The sequence below is a fragment of the Microbispora sp. NPDC049125 genome, from assembly GCF_040802045.1.
In the GTDB taxonomy this organism is placed as follows: Bacteria; Actinomycetota; Actinomycetes; order Streptosporangiales; family Streptosporangiaceae; genus Microbispora.
The window spans coordinates 1-21,883 of sequence record NZ_JBEZDW010000056.1 but is presented as its reverse complement, the minus strand read 5'-3'; the positions used below and the strand labels follow the sequence as shown (position 1 = coordinate 21,883).

Below are 21,883 nucleotides of genomic sequence, written 5' to 3'. Positions count from 1 at the left end.
TCTGAGACAAGGGGTTGGCGTTGAGCTTCCGGAGCCCCGGAGCCGGACGGGCGATGCGCTTGCCCCGCCGGCCGCGACTTCTCGTTCCCGTCATGATCGCCCTCGTGGCGATCGTGGTGTTACTTCTCCTGTTCGCCGGGGTCTACACCGACTACCTCTGGTACGACTCGGTCAACTTCTCGTCGGTGTTCTCGACCCTCCTCGTGACGCAGATCGTGCTGTTCCTGATCGGCGCCGCCCTGATGGTCGGCATCGTGGGCGGCAACATGGTGCTGGCCCACCGGACCCGGCCGATGTTCGGCCCGGGGATGTTCGGCGCCCCGCAGGGGGCCGACCGCTACCGGCTGGCGCTCGACCCGCACCGGCGGCTCGTCTTCGGCATCGGCATGGGCGTCCTCGCGCTGTTCACCGGGTCGTCGATCGCCGGGCAGTGGAAGACCTGGCTGATGTTCGCCAACGCCACGCCGTTCCACCAGAAGGACCAGCAGTTCGGCCTCGACCTGTCGTTCTTCGTGTTCACCTATCCGTTCCTGCGGATGGTGCTGAACTTCCTGTTCACGGCCGTGATCTTGTCGATCATCGCCGCGGCCGTCGTGCACTACCTCTACGGAGGGTTCCGCCTGCAGTCCCCCGGCGGGGTGCAGGCCACCCGCGCCGCCAGGGCCCACCTGTCGGTGCTGCTCGGCGTCTTCGTGCTGCTCAAGGCCCTGGCCTACTGGCTGGACAGGTACGGCCTGGTGTTCTCCGACCGGGGCAAGGTCTTCGGCGCGTCGTTCACCGACGTCCACGCCGTGCTGCCGGCGAAGGGCATCCTCGCGGTCATCTCGCTGATCTGCGCCCTGATCTTCTTCGCAGGCGTGGTCAGGCCGGGCGGCATGTTCCCGGGCGTCGCGCTGGGGCTGCTCGTCCTGTCGGCCGTGCTCATCGGCAGCGTCTACCCGGTGCTGGTCGAGCAGTTCCAGGTCAAGCCGAACCAGCAGAGCAAGGAGCGCGACTACATCCAGCGCAACATCGCCGCGACCCGGACGGCGTACGGGGTGGATACGGCGACGGTCACGGACTACAGCGCGAAGACGGACGCCGACCCCTCGGTCCTGCAGACCGAGTCGCAGGCCATCCCCGGCATGCGGCTGCTCGACCCGAGCCTGCTGTCGCCGACCTTCCAGCAGAAGCAGCAGATCCGCGGCTACTACCAGTTCCCCGAGCAGCTCGACATCGACAGGTACCCCGTCGACGGCGCGCTGAGGGACACCGTGGTGGCGGTGCGCGACATCGGCCAGCCGCAGGAGGGGCAGCGTAACTGGATCAACAACCACCTCGTCTACACGCACGGGTTCGGGTTCGTCGCAGCCCCGGGCAACAAGGTGGACTCCAGCGGCCTGCCGGTGTTCAGCGAGCGGGACATCCCGCCGGTCGGCGACCTCGGCACGTACCAGCCCCGGGTCTACTTCGGGGAGAACTCGCCGGACTACTCGATCGTCGGCGGCCCGAAGAACGGCCAGAAGATCGAGCTCGACTACCCGGAGCAGAGCCAGAGCGGCGCCGGTCAGAACACGACCGGCCAGGTGAACAACACCTACGACGGCAAGGGCGGCGTCCCGATCGGCGGCTTCTTCCGCCGGGCCCTCTACGCGCTCAAGTACGGCGAGACCAACCTGCTGCTCAACTCCAACATCAACTCCGACTCCCGGATCATGTACACCCGTGAGCCGATCGAACGCATCCAGCAGGTGGCGCCGTTCCTCACCCTGGACCGCGACCCCTACCCGTCCATCGTCGACGGGCGGATCGTCTGGATCGTCGACGGCTACACGACGTCGGACGACTACCCCTACTCCGAGCGCAGGAGTCTGGAGTCGCTGACCACCGACATCTCGACGACCCGCCTCGGCGTCCAGCAGGTGCCGCACGACGAGATCAACTACATCCGCAACTCCGTCAAGGCCACCGTGGACGCCTACGACGGCACCGTGACGCTCTACGCCTGGGATTCCAAGGACCCGGTGCTGCAGACGTGGCAGAAGGCCTTCGGCGGCATCGTGAAGCCGGCGTCGGACATCTCCCCGGGCCTGCGCGCCCACCTGCGCTACCCGGCCGACCTGTTCAAGGCCCAGCGGGAGATCCTGACCTCCTACCACGTCACCGACGCCAACGCGTTCTTCGGCGGGCAGGACTTCTGGAAGGTCCCGGAGGACCCGGCCACCGGCAAGAGCAAGCAGCCGCCGTACTACGTGACCATGAAGATGCCGGGCAGCACCGAGAGGTTCTCGCTGACCACCACGTTCGTGCCGAACCGGCGGCAGAACATGGCGGCTTTCATGGCCGTCGACGCCACGGCGGACGCGGCGAACGCCAAGCTGCAGATCCTCCAGCTGCCCAGCACCACGGCCATACAGGGTCCGCCGCAGGCGCAGAACCTGTTCGAGTCGAACACCACGGTCTCCACGCAGCTCAACCTGCTGCGCGGCAACTCGGGGGCGACCGACGTGCTGTACGGCAACCTGCTGACGCTGCCGTTCGGCGGCGGCCTGCTGTACGTGGAACCCGTCTACGTCCAGCCCCGGGCCGAGACCTCGGGCAAGTATCCGACGCTGCGCAAGGTCCTCGTCCTGTACGGCGAGAAGGTGGGCTTCGGCGACAACCTGAGCCAGGCGCTGCAGCAGGTGTTCGGCGCCACCACCACGCCCGAACAGCCGCCGCCGGACCAGCCGAACCAGCCGGAGCAGCCGACGACGACGAACCCGTCGCTCCAGTCGGCGCTGAACAAGGCTCAGCAGGCGTACTCGGACTCGCAGAAGGCCCTGTCGGACGATCCGCCCAACTGGGAGGACTACGGCAAGGCCCAGACCGCGCTGAAGCAGGCCCTGGACGAGCTGGCCCGGCTGCAGGGCAAGTCGGCCGCCTCGCCGAGCGGCTCACCCAGCCCGAGCGCCAGCCCGAGTGCCGGCCCGAGCGGGTCTCCCAGCGCGACACCGAGCGCGTCGCCGAGCGGCTGAGACGTCGCCGTCCGTCATGGTCCCCGGGGTCGTCCCGGCCCCGGGGCCTGCCGATTTGCCTGCTCCTTCCACTGGCGATAGGCTGGTGATACCGACGCGGGGTGGAGCAGCTCGGTAGCTCGCTGGGCTCATAACCCAGAGGTCGCAGGTTCAAATCCTGTCCCCGCTACCACGACGAAAGGCCCTGGTTCCCGGTTCGCCCGGGGGCCGGGGCCTTCGCCGTTCACGGACACGTTCATGGGAAGACGGTGTTCGGGGTCCTCGCCGTCCGGAGCACCGGTGATCGAGAAGACGGTGTTCCGGGGGACGGTGTCCGGCGGGGCGGCCCGCGGACGATTTGGCATCGCGAGCCCGGAGCCGCTAACATCAAGATGTACACACCGACGCGGGGTGGAGCAGTTCGGTAGCTCGCTGGGCTCATAACCCAGAGGTCGCAGGTTCAAATCCTGTCCCCGCTACCACGACGAAGGGCCTTCCGGGAGATCCTCCCGGAAGGCCCTTCGCATTTCCCGGCCTCACACGTCCCCCTCATCGGGGTTCCGCGTCCCTGCGCTCTCGGCCCGACCGCGGTTCCGCGCCGCCGTGTCTCCGGGCGCATCGCATATTTGTCGTTGTACGACAATAATTGCCCGATTGCTGTCGTACGGTGACATTGAGGCAGGCCCGGTGGGTGGTGAAGGCTCCCCGCATGCAGGCCCGCATAACACTGGAGGACGTCCCGGCCCTGGCCCGTGGCTGCGCCGTGCTCGGGACGGGGGGCGGCGGCGACGTCCGCGCCGGCTCGATCGCCGCCCGGCGCGCGATCCGCGAGCACGGTGAGGTGCCGGTCGTCACCCTCGCCGAGCTGCCGGACGACGCCCTGGTCCTGCCCCTGTCCGGGATCGGCGCCCCGACCGTCAGCCACGAGATGATCCACTCCGAGGACGAGCCCGTGCGCATCCGCGAGGAGATCGTGCGCATCTTCGGCCGTCCGCCCGCCGCGGTGATGTCCTCGGAGATCGGCGGGGGCAACGGCGTCGCCCCCGTCGCCTGGGCCGCCAGGCTGGGTCTGCCGCTGCTCGACGCCGACGCGATGGGCCGGGCGTTCCCCGAGGTCCAGATGGTCTCGATGTACGTCGCGGGCATCCCGGCGAACCTCGTCATCCTGTCCGACGTCGTCGGCAACGTCGTGACGATCCGCCCGGTCGGCGGCCTGTGGTCGGAGCAGCTCGCCCGCGCCGTCTGCGTCGCCTCCGGGTCGAGCGCGCTGATGGCCGACTACATCCTTACGGCGCGCGAGTGCGACGGCGCGGTGATCGAGGGCACGGTCAGCCGCGCCATCGCGATCGGCCGGGCCACCGAGGGCGCGCGGGACCCGCTCGACGCGCTCACCACCGAGCTCGGCGCCCACACGCTGGTCACCGGCAAGCTGGCCGACGTGGAGCGGCGCACCACCGGGGGCTTCGTGCGGGGCACCGTGACGATCGAGGGCACCGGCGACGACCGCGGCAGGACGCTGACGCTGGAGATCCAGAACGAGAACCTGGTCGCCGTCGAGGACGGCAGGGTGAGAGCGATGGTGCCGGACTTGATCACGGTGGTGGACAGCCAGACGGCGACGGCCGTCCAGACCGAGAGCCTGCGCTACGGGCAGCGGGTGAGCGTGCTGGCGTGGCCGTGCGACCCGCTGTGGCGCACGCCGAAGGGCCTGGAGACGGCCGGGCCGCGCGCCTTCGGCTACGACCTCGACTACGTCCCCGTCGAGAAGATCGCCTCATGAGCCGGCGGCTGCGCGTGGGGATCGACGTCGGCGGGACCAACACCGACGCGGTGGTGCTCGACGAGGCCGACCGCGTGGTGACGAAGGCGAAGCGGCCCACCAGCCCGGACGTCACCGAGGGGCTGCGTGCGGCGCTCGACGCCGTGCTGGCGGAGCTGCCCGACCCGTCGCTGGTGACCAGGGTGATGCTCGGCACGACCCACGCGACCAACGCGATCCTGGAGCGCCGCTCCCTCGGGCGCGTCGCGGTGCTGCGGCTCGGCGCGCCGGCGACGACGTCCGTACCGCCGCTGAGCGACTGGCCGGAGGACCTGCGCAAGACGGTCGCGGCGGGTACGGCGATCGTGCGCGGCGGTCACTTCGTGGACGGGCGGCCGATCGCGCCGCTCGACGTGGACGCGGTCAAGCGGTTCCTGGCGGAGACGCCCGCGGATGCCGTGGCGGTGACCGGCGTGTTCAGCCCGGCTGCCGCCGACCAGGAAAACGAGGTCGCCGAGATCGTCCGCCGCGAGGCCGGCGACGTCGCGGTGAGCCTCAGCCACGAGATCGGCTCCCTCGGCCTGCTGGAGCGGGAGAACGCGACCGTCCTGAACGCCGCCCTGTACGGCGTGGCCCGCGACGTCACCACGGCTCTGCGGGAGGCCCTGCGGGCGCGGGGGCTCGTGGTCGAGACGTTCTTCGCCCAGAACGACGGCACGCTGATGGCCGTCGACTACGCCGCCCGCTACCCGGTCCTGACGATCGGATCGGGGCCGGCCAACTCCATCCGGGGCGCGGCGTACCTGTCCGGGGTCGAGGACGCCATCGTGGCCGACGTGGGCGGCACCTCCACCGACCTCGGCGTGCTGGTCGGCGGGTTCCCCAGGGAGTCGGCCGCCGCCGTCGAGATCGGCGGCGTGACGACGAACTTCCGGATGCCCGACATCCTGTCCGTCGCCCTGGGCGGCGGCACCGTGGTCGGGCAGGAGCCGAGATCCGTCGGCTACCGGATCGCACGTGAGGCCCTGGTGTTCGGGGGCACCACGCCGACCATGACCGACGCCGCCGTCTCGGCCGGCCGGGGGCGGGTCGGGACGCACGCCGTCCCGGAGGAGTGGCGCCACAGGCTGGCGGACGCCGTACAGGCAGCGGACGGGCTCGTCGCCGACGCGGTGGACAGGGTGGCGCTCGGCAGGGCCGACCGGCCGCTCGTCGCGGTGGGCGGAGGGGCGTTCCTGCTCGCGGCCGAGGTGCCGGGGGCGCGCGAGGTGATCCGGCCGCGGCACGCCGAGGTGGCCAACGCGGTGGGCGCGGCGATCGCGCTCGCCAGCGGGAGGATCGAAACGATCGTGCCCGCCGCCGGGGCGGGAAACGGCAGGGCTACATTGATCGAAAAAGCGAAGGAAGAGGCGGCCGCCCGTGCCGTCGCCGCCGGGGCCGACCCGGCCTCGGTCCAGATCGTCGAGCTCAGCGAGATCCCTCTCAGCTACCTGTCCGAGCCCGCAGTGCGCCTGCACGTCAAAGCCGCCGGCCCCCTCTCCCGGTAGCCGGTGAAAGGAAAGGAAACCCCCCTACATGCGCTGGCACAAGCGTCTTCTCGCAGCGGGAGCCGTGGCCGCCGTGACCCTCTCCGCCGCGGCCTGCGCGGGCGGGAAGGTACGCGGCGCGGACGAGTCGCCACAACCGGGCACCTCCCGGAGCGCGGCCGACACCACGTTCGTCTACGTCCCCAACCTCGACGTCGTCACCGACTGGGATCCGGCGAGCTCGTACTCCAATGAGATCATCGCGATGGAGAACATCTACGAGTCGCTGACCAGGTACAACCCCCAGACGAAGAAGGCCGAGCCCCGGCTGGCCACGTCGTGGACCTCCTCCCCGGACGGCAAGAAGTGGACGTTCACCCTGCGGCAGGGGGCGAAGTTCCACTCCGGCAAGCCGGTGGACGCCGCGGCGGCCAAGGCCGCGATCGAGCGCACCATCAAGGTCGGCCAGGGGGCGGCCTACATCTGGGGCGCCGTCGACAAGATCGACGCCAAGGACGCCACGACGCTGGAGTTCACCCTCAAGTACCCCACGCCGCTCGACCTGATCGCCTCGGCCGGGTACGCCTCCTACGTCTACGACACCACGGCGGCGCCGGGCGACCTGAACAAGTGGTTCGCCCAGGGGCATGACGCCGGCTCGGGGCCGTACACGATCGACAGCTGGCAGAAGGGCAAGGAGACCGAGCTCACGCTCAAGGCGTTCGACGGCTACTGGGGCGGCTGGGACGGCCCGCACTACAACAAGATCGCCTTCCGGGTCACGCCGGAGCTGACGACCGCCTGGCAGCTCCTGCAGCGTGGCGAGGTGACGTTCGTCCAGCGCCTGAACGCCCAGCTGTTCGCCCAGGCCGGCGGTACGGCGACGGTGCAGACCTCGCAGACGCCGTCGTTCCAGAACCTGCTCACGCTGTTCAACACCGCGGCCGGGCCGCTCAAGGACGTCCGGCTGCGGCAGGCCGTGCAGAAGGCGATCGACTACGACGGCCTCGTTGCGGCGCTGAAGGGCGCAGGGGTGGCGGCCACCGGCCTCGTGCCCGAGGGGCTGCTCGGCTACAACGCGGGCCAGGCGCCGAAGCAGGACCTCCCGGGCGCCGAGGCGCTGCTCAAGGAGGCGGGCTACGGGCCCGGCGGCAAGCCGCTGAACCTCACACTGACCTACGCCCAGGGCGACAGCGACCAGGAGGTGCTGGTCACGCTGCTCACCTCGGCGCTCGACAAGCTGAACGTGAAGCTGTCGGCCAAGCCGTTGCAGTGGAACACCCAGTGGGACCAGGGCAAGTCGAAGGACCCCGCCAAGCGGCAGGACATCTTCGTCATGTACTGGTACCCCGACTACGCCGACGCCTACTCGTGGTTCGTCAACGTCTTCCGCAGCGCCGACCCCGTGTCGTTCAACCTCTCCTACCTCAAGGACCCGGCGATCGACAAGGAGATCGACGGCCTGCCGGCGCTCACGGCGACCGACAAGACAGCGGCGGAGTCGGCGTACGCCGACCTCCAGAACAAGATCATCGGTGAGCGGGCCGCGGTCGCGGTGCCGTACGTGCAGAACTACCAGCGGGCGTTCTCCAAGACGGTCCAGGGCTACGTCGACAACCCGGCCTACCCGAACGTGGTCTTCGTCTACGACCTCAAGCCCGGTGCCTGAGGAATGACGCGATACCTGACCCGCCGGCTCGGCCAGGCAGCCCTGGTCGTGGCCGGCGTGGTCACGCTCACGTTCGTCGTGATGCGGCTGGTCCCGGGAGACCCCGCCGTGGCGTACGCGGGGCCGAGGGCGTCGCCGCAGGAGCTCGCGGCGGCGCGACGGCAGTTCGGGCTGGACGACTCGCTGCCCGTGCAGCTGTGGAACTACGTGCGCGACCTGGCCGGCGGCGACTGGGGGGTCAGCCTGCACACCAGGCAGCCCGTGCGCGACGACCTGTTCCAGGCGTTCCCTGCGTCGCTGGAGCTGGTCGGCGCCGCGCTGCTGATCGCGGTGGCGGCCGGCATCCCGCTCGGGATCGCCGCCGCCCGCTACAAGGGGAGGCTGCCGGACCTGTCGATCCGGCTGTCGTCGATGCTGGCGGTCTCTGTGCCGGTCTTCTGGCTGGCGCTGGCTCTGCAGACGGTGTTCGCCAGCGGCCTCGGCTGGTTCCCCGTCGCCGGGGAGTACGACACCTCGCTGGACGGCACCAGCCCGCTGCACGTCTACACGAACATCACGGCCGTGGACGCGCTGTTCACCGGCAACTGGCCGATCCTGGCCAGCACGCTGTCCCACATGGTGCTCCCCGCCCTGGTCATCGCGGCCTACCCGGTCGGGGTGGTGGCCCAGATGACCAGGGCCGCGCTGATCGAGGAGTCCGTCCGCGACCACGCCAGGCTGGAGCGCGCGCTCGGCTTCGGCGAGACCGCCGTGCTGACCCGCTTCGCGCTGCGGCCCGCGCTCAACCCGGTGCTCTCGCTGATCGCCCTCGTCTTCGCCTACTCGATCGTCAACGGCTTCCTCGTGGAGGCCGTGTTCAACTGGCCGGGCCTGGGCCGCTACGCCGCGGACTCGATCCGTTCGCTCGACACCCCCGCCATCGCGGGGGTCACGCTCCTCGTGGCCATCCTCTACGTCGCGGCCAACCTGGTCGTCGACCTGCTGCAGAGCGTGATCGACCCGAGAGTGAGGACGCGATGACCGCCCCCGGCGGCATCATGCCCGGGCTGCGCCGCACGCCGCTGCGCCGCGTGGCCGGGATCGACCGGCTCGCCGTGGCCGGGGGCGCGCTGCTGGCGGTCATCGTGCTGGCGGCGCTGCTCGCCCCGTGGATCGCGCCGTACCCGGAGGACGGCGGCTCGGCCACCCACGCGCTGGAGGCGCTGCTGCCGCCGAGCGGGGCGCACTGGTTCGGCACCGACCAGGTCGGCCGCGACGTGCTCAGCCGGGTCCTGTTCGGGGCCCGGACGTCGCTGCTCATCGCGGTGGCGGTGCTGGTGATCTCCGGCGTGGCCGGCGTCGTGCTGGGTGTCGTCGCCGGGTACGCCGGCGGCTGGCTCCGCGACGTGATCATGCGGGTCACCGACGTGTTCCTCGCGTTCCCCGCGCTGCTGCTGTCGCTGGCGCTGGCCGTGGTGCTCCAGCCGAGCGTAACGACGGTGATCGTGGCGATCGCGATCACCTGGTGGCCCTGGTACGCCAGGCTCACCGCCTCGGTCGCCGCCTCGGTCTCCACACGGGGGTTCGTGGACGCGGCCCGCTGCCTGGGCGTGCCCGCCCCGGTGATCGTCTTCCGGCACGTCCTGCCCAACTCGCTGACCCCTGTGCTCGTCCAGCTCTCCCTGGACGGCGGCGGGGTCATCCTCACCGCCGCCGCGCTGTCCTATCTGGGGCTCGGCGCCCACGAGCCGACCGCGGAGTGGGGCCTCATGGTCCAGCAGGGCCAGTCGCTGTTCACCACCGACTGGTGGGTCGTGACGCTGCCCGGGCTGGCCATCCTCCTCACCGCGTTCGCGTTCAACGTGCTCGGCGAGGGCCTGAGGGTGAGGCTGGCCAGATGAACGGCTCGTTGATCGAGATCAGGGATCTCACGGTCCGCGTCGGCGGCCGGGTGATCGCCTCGCTTCCCGAGCTGGACGTCCGTCCGGGAGAGTGCGTCGCGATCGTCGGCGAGAGCGGCTCGGGCAAGACGACCACGCTGCTCGCCACGCTCGGTCTCGTCCACGGCGCCGAAGTCACGGGGCGGATCACCGTCGGCGGCGTCGACGTGCTGTCGGCGGGCCCGGCGGTGCTGCGGTCCATCCGGGGCTCCCGGGCCGCCCTGGTCATGCAGAGCCCGCAGGCCGCGCTCAACCCCACGATGCGCCTGGGCACGCTCATGCGCCGTTCCCTCGCCCGCCACGGGGTCAAGGGGGCCGCCGCCCGGTCCCGGGCGGAGGAGGCCGTGACGGCCGTCCTGCTCGACCCCGCGATCCTGCGCCGCTACCCGCACCAGGTGTCCGGAGGGCAGGCTCAGCGGTTCGCGATCGCGCTGGCGATCGCCCTGGGAGCCGAGGTCGTGCTGGCGGACGAGCCGACGAGCGCGCTCGACGTGACCGTGCAGGCCGAGGTGGTGGGAGTGCTGCGCCGGCTGCGCGACGAGCGCGGGCTGGCCGTGCTGCTCGTCTCCCACGACCTCGCGCTGGTCTCCACGATCGCCGACCGGGTGGTGGTGATGAGGGACGGCGCCGTGGTGGAGAGCGGCCTCGCCACCGAGGTGTTCGCGCGGCCGGGCGACCCGTACACCCGTGAGCTGATCGCCGCCGTCCCCCGGCTGCCCGGTGAGCCGGACGAGCTTTCCGAGGAGGAGCGATGACCGCGCCGACCGTGCTGGGGGCGGAGGGGGTGACCCTCGCGTACGGCGCGACGGCCGTCGTCCACGACGTCACCCTGGCCGTGGGCGAGGGCGGCGTCGGGCTGATCGGGGAGAGCGGCTCGGGCAAGACCACGCTCGCCCGCGCCCTACTCGGCCTGCTGCGCCCCCGCTCCGGCAGCCTCCGGTACGGCTCACGCGACCTCGCCTCGCTGGACCGGAGGGGACGGGCGGAGTTCCGCCGGGCTGTGCAGCCGGTGTTCCAGGACGGCAGCGAGGCGCTCGACCCCCGCATGACAGCGGAGGCGTCGATCACGGAGGCGCTCACCACCCACCACCGCATGACGCGCGACGAGCGGCGGGCGCGGGTCGGCACGCTCCTCGGCGACGTGGGGCTGGACCCCGTCCTGGCCGGGCGCCGTCCGCACCAGATGTCCGGCGGCCAGCGGCAGCGGGTGGCGATCGCCCGTGCGCTCGCCGTCGAGCCCAGGCTGCTCGTGCTCGACGAGCCGACGAGCGCGCTGGACGTCACCGTGCAGGCGCGGATCCTCGACCTGCTGGAGGGGCTGGCGGCCGATCGCGGCCTCGGCCACCTGCTGATCACCCACAATCTCGGCGTCGTGGGGAGGCTGTGCCGCACGTCGTACGTCATGTTCGCCGGGCGGGTGGTCGAGTCGGGGCCCACCGCGGCGCTGCTGACCCGCCCCGCCCACCCGTACACCCGGGCGCTGCGCGACGCCGTGCCCACCCTTGGCGGGGAGCCGCCCCGCGCGACCGGCAGGACGGAGGCGGCGCCCGCCTCCACCGGGTGCCCCTTCCGGCTGCGCTGTCCCTTCGCGGTGGAGCGCTGCGCGCAGGAGACGCCCGCCCTGCGGGACGTGGAGGGGCGTAGCGTGGCATGCCACCGCGCGGAGGAGGTGCTGACCGGCGATGCGCCACGTCAGTGATCTGCTCAGGACGCCGGCGGGACGGCGCCTGACGCTCGTCGCCGGCCCCTGGGACGCCCGTCAGGTCGAGAGCGTCGTGCTCGTGGACGAGATGCGGGAGCTGGAGTCGGCCCCCCGCGGGGCGCTGGCCATCCTGTCCCGGCACGCCCTGCAGACGTGCGGCGTGCTCGACGCCCTGCGCGTCGCCGGGAGCGCGGAGCTCGCCGGGATCGTGCTGCCCGGCCCCTCAGGCACGTCGCCGGACATCGTGGAGCTCGCGCGGCGCGTCGGGGTGGCCCTGCTGGCAGGGGCATCCGGCCAGTCGCTGTCGGACACCGTGCTCGGGCTCAGCGCCGCCGTCCGGGCCGACCCCGGGCTGCTGCTGCGCCGTACGCGTGACGCGATCGACGGGCTCGGCGCGATGGAGGGCGCGGGGGAGGGCGACATCCTGCGCGCCGCCTCGGTGTCCGTGGGCGTGGACTACGGCGTGGCGGACATCGCCGACCGGTCGGCCAACACGGCCGTCATCCGCGTGGACGGGCGCCCCGACGGCTACGTCCGCTGGGACGGCGAGGACCCGGCCGCCGCGATCATCGCCGGCGTGGTCGCCACCACGCTCGGCCGGGTGCGCGCCGCCGCCCGGGCCGCCGAGCGGGCACGGGAGCAGGCCCTGCTCGCGCTGCTCCGCGCCGGTGCGAAGGAGGCTCCGGCCGCCGCCAGGAGGGCCAGGCACGAAGGGGTGCCCGTGGACGGCTGGCACCTGGCCGTCTTCCTCCGCGATCCCGCCGCCCCGGCGGGGCTCGCCGACGCCGCGCTCCGTCAGGTCCGCCGGGCCGCCCCAGACGCGCTGGCCGGCCAGGGCGCCGGTGATCTCGCCGCGCCGCCGCTCGTCACCCGGTGGCAGGACGGCGTGCTCGTCGTCCTCACGACCGACGAGCGGGTCGTCTCCGCGCCCTCCGCGCCCTCCGCGCCTTCCATGCCCTCCCCGTCCGGCTGGCCGGCGCTCGGCGTGGGGGTCGGCACCTGCCAGCCCGGCGTGGAGGGCCTTCGCCGTACGGCGTCGCAGGCGAGGGCGGCGGCAGGACGGGCGGCCGCCGGCGAGGTGATCAGGTTCGACCGGCTGGGCGTCAACGCGATCCTCGCGGAGCTGAGCGGCAGCGAGAGCGCCATCGTGGCCGCCCGCGACATGCTCGCCCCGCTCGACGGCCTCGGCGCGCTGTCCGCGCACGCCGTGCCCACGCTCAAGGCCTACCTGGACAGCTGGGGCTCGCGGACCAAGGCGGCCGAGCTGCTCAACCTGCACCCGAATGCGGTGGCCCACCGGATCCGGCGCATCGCCGAGGCGCTCGGGGCCGACCTGTCGGACCCGCCGACCCGCCTCGCCCTCCAGATCGCCTGCCACGTCGTACTCGACAGGGACTGTCTCCCGGGCACAACAGCGGCCGTCGCGTCGTTGTGAGCGCACATCGACGGGCCGTCGCCGCCGCCCTACGTTGCCTGGCATGACAACGGTCATCGGAGTGGACGTGGGCGGCACCTTCACCGACCTCGTCCTCCACGACGCCGCGAGCGGCGAGATCAGGGTCGCCAAGCAGCCGACCACCCCCACGGCCCCCGAGCTGGGGGTTCTCGCCACCGTCGACGCGGCCGTGCCGGCCGCCCTGCTCGCCCGCTGCCGCCACTTCGTGCACGGCACGACGGTCGGGCTCAACGCCCTGCTGGAACGGCGGGGCGCGACGGTGGGCCTGATCACGACGGCGGGCTTCCGCGACGTGCTGGAGATCCGCCGGGGGGACCGCGACGACCCCTACGACCTGTTCTGGACGCCGCCGCCGCCGCTCATCCCCAGGCGGCTGCGGGCGGAGGCGGCCGAACGGGTGGCCGCCGACGGCACGGTGGTCGACGAGCTCGACCCCGGCACCGTACGCGCGGCGGCCCGGCTGTTCGCGGCCGAAGGGGTGGACGCCGTCGCCGTCGTCTTCCTGAACTCCCACGCCAACCCCGCGCACGAGGTGCTGGCGGCCGAGCTGCTCAGGGAGGCCGGGTTCGCCGGGCCGGTCTCGCTGTCGCACGAGGTGTCGGGGGAGTACCGCGAGTACGAGCGGACCTGCACCACCGTCGTGGACGCCTTCGTCCGCCATCGGATGGGCCCCTACCTACGCAACCTCGACCGGGAGCTGCGGGCGCGCGGCTTCGCCGGCGAGGTGCTCGTCACCCGCTCGGGGGGCGGCGCGCTGACGCTGGCCGAAGCGGTGGCCCGGCCGTTCGAGACGATCCTGTCCGGCCCGGTCGCCGGGGCAGCCGCCACGGCACGGCTAGCCGCGAGCCTGGGCCTGCGCACGGCGGTCGCCGCCGACGTCGGCGGCACGAGCTTCGACACCGCCCTCGTCGAGGACGGCAGGCTGCCGCTGCTCTACCAGGGAGAGGTGGTCGGCCTGCCCCTGCAGAGCCCCTGGGTGGACGTGCGGTCGGTGGGCGCGGGCGGCGGCTCTGTCGCGTACGCCGACTCGGGCGGCCTGCTGCGGGTCGGGCCGCGCAGCGCCGGCGCCGACCCCGGGCCCGCCTGCTACCTGCGCGGCGGCGCCGAGGCCACGGTCACCGACGCCGCGCTGCACCTCGGCATGATCCCCGCCGGCCACATCTCGGGCGGCATCGCGCTGTCGCCGGAGCGGGCGGCCGAGGTCCTGGCGCCGCTGGCCGGGCCGGTCGGGATCGAGGGCACAGACGCGGTCGCCGAGGGAGTCATCCGGATCGCCGCCGCGCACATGGCGCAGGCCGTGCGCGGCGTGACCGTCGAACGCGGAGTCGACCCGCGGGGGGCGGCGATCGTCGCCTTCGGCGGCGCGGGCCCCCTGTTCGGCTGCCTGCTCGCCGACGAGCTCGACGTGGACACCGTCGTGGTGCCCCCCAACGCGGGCAACTTCTCCGCGGTGGGGCTCGTCCAGGCCGACGTCGTACGCTCCTCCGCCCGCACGCTGGTCCGCCCGCTGGACGGAGAGGCGCTGCCGGTCATCGAGCGGCTGGCCGGCTCGCTCTTCGAGCGCCTGCCCGACGCGGGAGCCGTACGGGAGGTGGACCTCGACCTGCGCCACCGGGGGCAGGAGCACACGCTGACGATCCCCGTGCGGCTCGGGGAGGACGACGTGGCAGCCCTGGCCGCCCGGTTCTCCGAGGCCTACCACCGGGCCTTCGGCCACCGGCTTCCCGACCCGCTCGAAGTCGTCACCGTACGGGCCACCAGCAGGGTCGTCCTCGACGAGGACCGGCCGCTGGTGCCCGCCCCGCCCTCCGGGACGCCCGCAGGGGGGACGGCCCGCCTGTGGTCGTTCAGGGGCCGCGCGTGGGCCGACGCGCCCGTGCTGCCAAGGGAGGGGTTCACCGGCCCCGCCGAGGGCCCGCTGCTGATGGTGGAGCCGACCGCGACGACGTACGTCGACGCGGGCTTCGCGGTCGAGGCGCACCGGAGCGGCTGCCTCATGATCACACGGAAGGACCGCCGATGACCATCGTCCGCACCCGCTACGCCGAGGCGAACCCCGGGCTGGGCGACGGGGCCGACCCGGTCACCACCGAGATCATCCGGCAGGGGCTCAACGCCGCGGCCGACCAGATGAAGCAGTCGCTGATCCGCACCGCGTTCTCGCCGATCATCTACGAGGCGCTGGACTTCGCCGTCGCCTTCTACGACGCCGACATGTGCATGCTCGCCCAGGCTCCGACGCTGCCCGCGTTCATGGGCACGCTCGGCTTCTGCGTCCGCGAGGCCGTGGAGGGCGTCGGCGGGCCCGCCGCGCTCGACCCGGGCGACGTCATCCTCTACAACGACCCGTACGGAACCGGCTCGCACCCGCAGGACGCGGCCATGGTCGTGCCGGTCTTCGCCGACGAGGTGCTGGTCGGCTACTCCGTGATCAAGGCGCACTGGCTCGACATCGGCGGCAAGGATCCGTACTGCACCGACACCGTCGACGTGCACCAGGAAGGCACGATCTTCCCCGGCGTCAAGCTCTACGACGCGGGCCGGCTGGTCAGCGACATCTACCGCATGATCCTCGCCAACAGCCGGATGCCCGACATGGTCATCGGCGACATCAACGCCATGGTCGCCGGCACCCGGACGGGGGCGGAGGCGCTGTCGTCGCTGGTCCGCAGGTACGGCCTCGGGACGTTCCGCCGGTCGGTGGCCCGCATGTACGCCCACGGCGAGGCCCTGGTGCGCGGCTGGTTCGAGCGCCTGCCCGACGGCGTCTACCGCGCGAGCAGCGTGATCGACTCCGACGGGGTCAACGGCGTGCCGATCCCCTTCGGCGTGGAGGTGGCCGTCAGCGGGTCGTCGGTGACCGTCGACCTGACGGACTGCCCCGACCAGGTCGGCGGCCCGGTCAACTGCCCCCTCCCTTCGACGGTCGCTGCGGTCCGGATCGCCGTCGCCTTCCTCGCGGGCGCCGGCGAGCAGCCCAACGAAGGCCATTTCCGCCCCCTTGAGCTGGTCACCCGGCTGGGCTCGCTCTTCCACCCCGTACGGCCCGCCCCCTGCTTCATGTACGGCGTCCCCTCCGACCACGCCATCGAGCTGATCCTCCAGGCGCTCGGCGAGGCCGTGCCCGGCTCGGTGCCCGCCGCCAGCGGCGGCGACATCAACGCACTCGTGTGGTGGGGCGCCCGAGAGGCGACCGGGGAGCCCTGGGCGGACGGAGCTCCCCACCCCGTGGGCCAGGGAGCCTCCCAGACGGCCGACGGCGCAAGCGCGCTGATGTACATCTCGGAGTCGGCCACCCGGTTCACCCCCGCGGAGGTGTGGGAGGCCCGCAACCCCTGGCGCATCGAGCGGCTGGCCCTGGCCGCCGACTCGGGCGGCCCGGGACGGCACCGCGGCGGCCTCGGCCTCGACCTGTCCTTCCGCGTGCTGGAGGACCAGTTCCTCACCGCTGGCCTCGCCAGGACAGCCCTTGACCCGTGGGGGGTGGCGGGCGGCCTGCCGGGACGGCCCAACCGGCTCACGGTCGAGTATCCCGACGGGCGCGCGGAGGACTTCTCGCTGAAGACCCGCATCTTCCTGCCCAAGGGCGCCTTGGTGCACCTGCGCACGGGGTCCGGCGGGGGCTACGGCCCGCCGTCCGAGCGGGCCGCCGATGCCGTGCGGGCGGACCTGCGCGAGGGCTACATCACGCCCGAGCACGCGAGGCGGCACTACCCGCACGCACTCTGAACCATCACGGCTCCCGGCTTACGGGGTCACAGCGCCCGGAGGCCGCTGATCACCTCGGTGAGCAGGGTGGGGCTGGGAAGCTGGGCGACGTTCGCGGGCGGGCGCACCTGCACCAGCCCCTGCTCGTGCAGGTCGCTCACCAGCACCCGGACCACGCCGAGCGGAAGGTCGATCGCCGCGGCGATGTCGGCCAGGGGGGCGGCCCGGGCGCAGAGGCTGAGGATCATCCACTGCTCGGGGCCGAGGCTGACGGGAGTGGGGCCGCCCGTGGCCGTGACGATGGCCACGAGGTCGATGGCCCTGTTGGACGGCCGGACCCGCCCCCGGGTCAGGGCGTACGCCGGGACGACGGGGCCCGCCTCGTCGTCCAGCCACTGGTCCTGGATGCGCTCGGTCACGATTCCTCCTCGCCCGGCCGGTCACTGGTCTCGGTCCCCCGCTTGAGCGAGGCGAGGATGATGTCCTCGGGGGTGACCTCCTCCTCAGCGAGGCGGGTGAGGTCCGGATCCCTCGGATAGACGATGAGCGCGGATGGGATAAGCACGATCGCGGTCGTTCCTCCGTAGGGCGAGGGCCGCAGCGTCACCCGTATCTCCCGGCGCGCGGCCAGACGGGCGACGACGAACAGCCCCATGCGGTCGGTGTCGGCGATGTCGAACTCAGGCGGGTCCGCCAGACGCCCGTTGAGCTCGGCGAGCCGGTCCGGGGTCATGCCCAGCCCCCGGTCCTCGATCTCGACGACGAATCCGGTGCCGACCAGCTCACCCCGTACGGACACCGACGTGTGCGGGGGCGAGAAGATGGTCGCGTTCTCCACCAGCTCGGCGATGAGGTGGATGACGTCGGCCACGGCCGTGCCGTCGAGCGCGTGGTCGGCCATCGGCAGCACGCTCACCCGGGCGTAGTCCTCCACCTCGGCCGCCGCCCCTCGCACGACGTCGTACATGGGGATCGGCTTGCGCCAGGCCCGGCCGGGCGCCGCGCCGGACAAGATGATCAGGCCCTCGGCGTGGCGGCGCATGCGGGTCGTGAGGTGGTCCAGCCGGAACAGCTCTTCCAGCACGTCGGGCTCGGTCGTGTGCCGCTGCATGCTGTGCAGCTGGGTGCGCTGCCGGTGCAGCAGAGTCTGGCTGCGCCGCGCGAGGTTGAGGAAGACCTGGCCGACGCCCCGCTGCAGGCGCGCCTGCCCGATCGCGGCCTCCACGGCCGTCTGCTGCACCGTGGAGAACGCCCGGCCCACGTCCTGGATCTCCGTGGTCCCGCCGAGCGTCCGGATCGGCGGCGCCTCGGTCGCGACGTCGACGTCGTCGCCCTTCTTGAGCTTCTCCAGCACCCGCGGTAGCCGTACGTTGGCCAGGTCGAGCGCGGCCTGCCGCAGGCCGGCCAGCTCGCGGGCGAGCCGGGAGCTGAAGCGCAGGGAGATGAGGATCGACGCCAGGACGGCCAGGAGCCCGAAACCTCCGACGACCACGGCGCGCAGCAAGATCGTGTCGGCGATCGGCGCGGCCCGCTCCGCGAGCAGCGAGCCCGCCTCGATCTGGGCCTTCTGGAACGAGTCCGCGAGGTCGTCGGAGGTGGCCTGCCAGGTCCGCTGCGTGCTGGGGGCGATCCTCGCCCCAGCGATGATCTTCTCTTCCTGCAGCCGCAGCCGCTGGTAGAGCGGCGTCGTGATCAGGTTGACGTGCGTCTGCCGCAGGCCCGAGTCCAGCTCGGGCAGCGCCTGGTCGATGAGGAACCGGCGGTTGCCGACGAGCTGGGTGAAGAGCTTGCGCTCCTCGTCGGTCATGCCACCGGACGCGGCCGCCGCCGCCTCGATGGCCTGTTCCCGGCTCAGCAGCTCCTTGGCATAGCCGAGCGAGATCACGACCCGTGACTGCTGGTAGATGGGGATGTCGTCGATCAGCGCCAGGCTGTAGTGCATGCGGTAGATGGCGTCACTGACGAGGTTGTACGTCTCGATCGCGCGGAGCCGGTCCGACAGCCCTTCGTCGATCTCCGCGCGGATCTCGTCGAGCCGGGCCAGCCCGGCGAGCATCTCGTCGACCTGGGCGCGCATCTGGGGCGTGGTGGCCGCGCGGGAGGAGTCGGACAGGGCCAGCGTGCGCACGTTGTCACGGGCGGCGTTGGTGTGCTGCCGCTGCGCGCTCATTCGGGAGCGGTCCGTGCGGTCGTGGGAGCCGAGATACCGGGCGGACGCCAGGCGTTCCCGCTGCAGCTCGTCGATGAGCCCGTCGGCGGGACGCCGGAGCGTGGACCACAGGGTGTCGTACTTCCGCAGGCTCAGGCTGTCGCTGATCGTCACTCCGGCGGTGACCGCCCACAGGCCCATGAGGGAGAAGAGCGGCACCAGCAGCAGGCCGATGAGCCTGCGCCTGATCGGCCGGTCGCGCCTACGGGGACTCATCGCATCCTCGTCCCGCAAAAGTGAGCAAGCTTCCCGAAAAGCTCTTATGAGACAGGGATAGAGGTTAGCAGCGCCCTGTGGCTCAACGAGAGTTCTGTGATCAGATATCAGGAAATTTCGCGTCGATTCGTGATCTTGCAGTAGCTTCGATCATGGTAGCTCATGGTCGGAAAGGACCCGCAACGCATGCGCCGTTTCCTCGCCCTGGGAGTCGTGGCCGTGCTGGCCCTCGCGGGTTGCGGGGGCGGCCAGGTCCGCGCCACCGGCGCCGCGGTCCTGCCCTCCACGAAGGAGGCGACCTTCGTATACGTGCAGAACGTGGACGTCGTCACGGACTGGGATCCGGGGATCTCGTACTCCAACGAGATCATCGCGATGCAGAACATCTACGACTCCCTGACCGTCTACAACCCCGTGACACGCCGGGCCGGGCCGCGCCTCGCCGAGCGCTGGACGACCAGCCCCGACGGCAAGACCTGGACCTTCACCCTGCGCCCCGGAGTCGTGTTCCACACCGGCAGGCCGGTCGACGCGGCCGCGGTGAAGGCGTCGATCGAGCGCACCCGGCGGATGGGTGAGGGCGCGGCCTACATCTGGGACGCGGTGCAGCGGATCGACGTCAAGGACCCGCTGACCGTCGAGTTCCGGCTGAAGTACCCCGCGCCCCTGGATCTCGTGGCGTCGGCCGACTACGCCGCCTATGTCTACGACACCCGGGCCGCCGGCGCCGGCGACCTGAAGAAGTGGTTCCAGCAGGGCAGGGACGCCGGCAGCGGGCCGTACACGGTGGCGAGCTGGCAGAAGGGCCGCGAGAAGGAGGTCGTGCTGCGGGCCTTCGACAAGTACTGGGGCGGCTGGGACGGGCCGCACTACAAGACCGTCGAGTTCCGCGTCACCCCCGACCTGAACACCTCCTGGCAGCTCCTGCTGCGCGGCGAGGCCAGCTTCATCGAGCGGCTCAACCCCTCGCTGTACGCCAAGGCGAGGAACACCGCCGGCGTGCGCACGCTCCAGACCCCGTCGTTCCAGAACATGCTCGTGCTCTTCAACACGGCGTCCGGCCCGCTGGCCGACGTACGGCTGCGCAAGGCCGTGCAGAAGGCGATCGACTACGACGGGATCGTGGCGGCGCTCAAGGGAGCAGGCACGCGGGCCACCGGCCTGGTGCCCGAGGGGCTGCTCGGCCACCTGACCGGCAGGCACCCCCGCCAGGATCTCGCCGGCGCGGCCGAGCTTCTCACCCAGGCGGGGTACGGCCCGGGGGGCAAGGAGCTGCGCCTCTCCCTGACCTACGCCCAGGGGGACGACGACGAGCAGCTTCTCGCCACCCTGCTCACCAGCGCGCTCGCTCCGCTGAACGTCAAGCTCGACGCGAGAGCCATGCAGTGGAACGCCCAGTGGGACCGGGGCAAGTCGAAGGACCCCGCCAAGCGCCAGGACATCCTGGTCATGTACTGGTGGCCCGACTACGCCGACGCCTACTCGTGGTTCCTCAACGTCTTCCACAGCGCCGACCCGGTGTCCTTCAACCTCACGTACCTGAGGGACAAGAACCTGGACGCGCGGATCGACGGCCTTCCCTCACTGATCGCCACCGACCGCCCGGCCGCCGAGAAGGCGTACGCCGACCTGCAGTCGACGCTCATCGACGACCAGGCGGTGGTCGCCGTGCCGTGGGTGTCCAACTACCAGCGGGCCTATCTCGGAAACGTCCAGGGGTACACCGACAACCCGGCCTACCCCAACGTCGTGTTCGTCCACGAGCTCATCCCCAGCGGATGAGCGCGGCGCCCGCGAGGGCCGGTCAGCCCCGCAACGTACGGCTCACGCCGCCGCACCGGGAGGCGCGGCCCGCGCGTGCCGTCCGCCGCGGCAGGGGGTCGTCCAGGGAGGTGAGCAAGGTCTGCGCGGTCAAGGCGTCGGACAGGATGCGCTGGACCTGGTCTTCGGTGGGGAGCTGGCCGTGCTTGGACAGCTCGTGCTGGAGAAAGGTCAGGGGGGCCGGATCGCCGGCCGCCTCGGCGGCCATGGTCGCGCGGGCGGCCGTCAGGAGCTCGAGATAGTAGGAGCGCAGGATCGCCTCGCGCATGCGGACCTGCTCCAGATCGTCGAGCAGCTCGTGCGCGAGCTGCAACAGGTCGCCCGGGCGTGCGGCCTCAGCCGCGATGTGCGCGCGGATGTCGTCGAACTCCGACCGCGTCATGATGGCCACCTCCAGCGGCGAAGGTCCGGGCTGCCGGGCTGGCGCCGAACGGAGACCTCCGCATCGTGTTCGTAACGCGGGGCGATTGCGAACGGGTTGACGTTCGGTTGCGCGGGGAGACGCCACCTGCCGGGGCCCGCCGTCGCGGCGGCTGAACCCGCCACAGCCGAGGCGTGCACCTTCATGTTGCTCCTCCCCGATCCACCGCGCGCCGCCGGCGTGATCGCCGCAGTGCTACTTAGATGCTTGAGAGTGGGATCTGGTTGTCCCTGCCCGCTCGTACGTTTTCGCCAGACATGTGGCGCGGCCGTGCCCGGAGCGGCCTGGAGGGCGGATCGGGCGTGGAAGACTGACGGAGTTTGACGCGACAGATCAGGTCTGACCTGCGGGAATAATCGTGAGGAAAGCCACGTTCTATGGTGGCTGGGTCACGGTGGGTCCGAGGCCTGGTAATCTTTCTTCGTCGGCGCGGTCCGGCGCATCCCCTTCTGATCACTTCGGTGGTTGGCTCGTGGGTGCGTAGGGATGGTGTCGGTATCCC

Annotated in this window: 15 protein-coding genes and 2 tRNA genes; 14 read left to right on the top strand and 3 right to left on the bottom strand. The window is 71.8% G+C overall.

Features of this window, described 5'->3' with window-relative positions:
- The first annotated feature begins 92 nt into the window (after positions 1-92).
- From AB0B72_RS37640 to AB0B72_RS37580, 13 genes are all read left to right on the top strand, one after another.
- The gene (locus AB0B72_RS37640; RefSeq protein WP_367744366.1) at positions 93-2,996 is read left to right on the top strand and encodes a UPF0182 family protein; all 2,904 of its coding nucleotides are present in this window, start codon (positions 93-95) and stop codon (positions 2,994-2,996) included.
- Positions 2,997-3,091: 95 nt separating this feature from the next.
- Positions 3,092-3,168, top strand: a tRNA-Met gene (locus tag AB0B72_RS37635).
- 212 nt (positions 3,169-3,380) lie between these two features.
- Positions 3,381-3,457 (top strand) — tRNA-Met (locus tag AB0B72_RS37630).
- 185 nt (positions 3,458-3,642) lie between these two features.
- A complete protein-coding gene (locus tag AB0B72_RS37625; protein ID WP_367744365.1) occupies positions 3,643-4,755 on the top strand; it encodes a DUF917 domain-containing protein in 1,113 nt (370 codons plus the stop codon).
- A complete protein-coding gene (locus AB0B72_RS37620; RefSeq protein WP_367744364.1) occupies positions 4,752-6,281 on the top strand; it encodes a hydantoinase/oxoprolinase N-terminal domain-containing protein in 1,530 nt (509 codons plus the stop codon). The genes AB0B72_RS37625 and AB0B72_RS37620 overlap by 4 nt, the downstream gene beginning before the upstream one ends.
- 28 nt (positions 6,282-6,309) lie before the next feature.
- Complete coding sequence (locus AB0B72_RS37615) at positions 6,310-7,929, top strand: ABC transporter substrate-binding protein (protein WP_367744363.1); 1,620 nt, start codon at positions 6,310-6,312, stop codon at positions 7,927-7,929.
- A gap of 3 nt (positions 7,930-7,932) precedes the next feature.
- A complete protein-coding gene (locus tag AB0B72_RS37610; RefSeq protein WP_367744362.1) occupies positions 7,933-8,949 on the top strand; it encodes an ABC transporter permease in 1,017 nt (338 codons plus the stop codon).
- Complete coding sequence (locus AB0B72_RS37605; protein ID WP_367744361.1) at positions 8,946-9,809, top strand: ABC transporter permease; 864 nt, start codon at positions 8,946-8,948, stop codon at positions 9,807-9,809. Before AB0B72_RS37610 ends, AB0B72_RS37605 begins: the two co-directional genes overlap by 4 nt.
- Positions 9,806-10,603 carry an ATP-binding cassette domain-containing protein gene (locus AB0B72_RS37600; protein ID WP_367744360.1) on the top strand — a complete coding sequence of 266 codons (798 nt, stop codon included), beginning with the start codon at positions 9,806-9,808 and terminating at the stop codon, positions 10,601-10,603. Before AB0B72_RS37605 ends, AB0B72_RS37600 begins: the two co-directional genes overlap by 4 nt.
- Positions 10,600-11,547 (top strand): ABC transporter ATP-binding protein, encoded by a 948-nt coding sequence (locus tag AB0B72_RS37595; protein WP_367744358.1) that lies wholly within the window; start codon positions 10,600-10,602, stop codon positions 11,545-11,547. The genes AB0B72_RS37600 and AB0B72_RS37595 overlap by 4 nt, the downstream gene beginning before the upstream one ends.
- Positions 11,531-12,985, top strand: coding sequence for a PucR family transcriptional regulator (locus AB0B72_RS37590; RefSeq protein ID WP_367744356.1), 1,455 nt, complete (start codon positions 11,531-11,533; stop codon positions 12,983-12,985). The genes AB0B72_RS37595 and AB0B72_RS37590 overlap by 17 nt, the downstream gene beginning before the upstream one ends.
- Before the next feature lie 43 nt (positions 12,986-13,028).
- Positions 13,029-15,029 (top strand): hydantoinase/oxoprolinase family protein, encoded by a 2,001-nt coding sequence (locus AB0B72_RS37585; RefSeq protein ID WP_367744355.1) that lies wholly within the window; start codon positions 13,029-13,031, stop codon positions 15,027-15,029.
- Positions 15,026-16,735 (top strand): hydantoinase B/oxoprolinase family protein, encoded by a 1,710-nt coding sequence (locus tag AB0B72_RS37580; protein WP_367744354.1) that lies wholly within the window; start codon positions 15,026-15,028, stop codon positions 16,733-16,735. The genes AB0B72_RS37585 and AB0B72_RS37580 overlap by 4 nt, the downstream gene beginning before the upstream one ends.
- Positions 16,736-16,761: 26 nt before the next feature.
- Here AB0B72_RS37580 and AB0B72_RS37575 read toward each other — a convergent pair whose 3' ends face one another.
- Together AB0B72_RS37575 and AB0B72_RS37570 are read right to left on the bottom strand one after the other, a co-directional pair.
- Positions 16,762-17,133 (bottom strand): DUF742 domain-containing protein, encoded by a 372-nt coding sequence (locus tag AB0B72_RS37575; protein WP_367744353.1) that lies wholly within the window; start codon positions 17,131-17,133, stop codon positions 16,762-16,764.
- Positions 17,130-19,139, bottom strand: coding sequence for a nitrate- and nitrite sensing domain-containing protein (locus AB0B72_RS37570; RefSeq protein ID WP_367744352.1), 2,010 nt, complete (start codon positions 19,137-19,139; stop codon positions 17,130-17,132). The genes AB0B72_RS37575 and AB0B72_RS37570 overlap by 4 nt, the downstream gene beginning before the upstream one ends.
- A 186-nt stretch (positions 19,140-19,325) precedes the next feature.
- On the opposite strand from AB0B72_RS37570, the gene AB0B72_RS37565 reads away from it, so the two are divergent.
- The gene (locus AB0B72_RS37565) at positions 19,326-20,921 is read left to right on the top strand and encodes an ABC transporter substrate-binding protein (protein WP_367744350.1); all 1,596 of its coding nucleotides are present in this window, start codon (positions 19,326-19,328) and stop codon (positions 20,919-20,921) included.
- A 22-nt stretch (positions 20,922-20,943) separates the two neighbouring features.
- On the opposite strand, the gene AB0B72_RS37560 is transcribed toward AB0B72_RS37565, so the two are convergent.
- Positions 20,944-21,342 (bottom strand): hypothetical protein, encoded by a 399-nt coding sequence (locus tag AB0B72_RS37560; RefSeq protein ID WP_367744349.1) that lies wholly within the window; start codon positions 21,340-21,342, stop codon positions 20,944-20,946.
- Between the last annotated feature and the right edge of the window lie 541 nt (positions 21,343-21,883).

Coding starts and splice junctions, on each gene's coding strand:
- AB0B72_RS37560 (WP_367744349.1), bottom strand. CDS start 21,342: ATGACGCGGTCGGAGTTCGACGACATCCGCGCGCACATCGCGGCTGAG.
- AB0B72_RS37620 (WP_367744364.1), top strand. CDS start 4,752: ATGAGCCGGCGGCTGCGCGTGGGGATCGACGTCGGCGGGACCAACACC.
- AB0B72_RS37565 (WP_367744350.1), top strand. CDS start 19,326: ATGCGCCGTTTCCTCGCCCTGGGAGTCGTGGCCGTGCTGGCCCTCGCG.
- AB0B72_RS37595 (WP_367744358.1), top strand. CDS start 10,600: ATGACCGCGCCGACCGTGCTGGGGGCGGAGGGGGTGACCCTCGCGTAC.
- AB0B72_RS37590 (WP_367744356.1), top strand. CDS start 11,531: ATGCGCCACGTCAGTGATCTGCTCAGGACGCCGGCGGGACGGCGCCTG.
- AB0B72_RS37580 (WP_367744354.1), top strand. CDS start 15,026: ATGACCATCGTCCGCACCCGCTACGCCGAGGCGAACCCCGGGCTGGGC.
- AB0B72_RS37570 (WP_367744352.1), bottom strand. CDS start 19,139: ATGAGTCCCCGTAGGCGCGACCGGCCGATCAGGCGCAGGCTCATCGGC.
- AB0B72_RS37615 (WP_367744363.1), top strand. CDS start 6,310: ATGCGCTGGCACAAGCGTCTTCTCGCAGCGGGAGCCGTGGCCGCCGTG.
- AB0B72_RS37640 (WP_367744366.1), top strand. CDS start 93: ATGATCGCCCTCGTGGCGATCGTGGTGTTACTTCTCCTGTTCGCCGGG.
- AB0B72_RS37610 (WP_367744362.1), top strand. CDS start 7,933: ATGACGCGATACCTGACCCGCCGGCTCGGCCAGGCAGCCCTGGTCGTG.
- AB0B72_RS37600 (WP_367744360.1), top strand. CDS start 9,806: ATGAACGGCTCGTTGATCGAGATCAGGGATCTCACGGTCCGCGTCGGC.
- AB0B72_RS37605 (WP_367744361.1), top strand. CDS start 8,946: ATGACCGCCCCCGGCGGCATCATGCCCGGGCTGCGCCGCACGCCGCTG.
- AB0B72_RS37585 (WP_367744355.1), top strand. CDS start 13,029: ATGACAACGGTCATCGGAGTGGACGTGGGCGGCACCTTCACCGACCTC.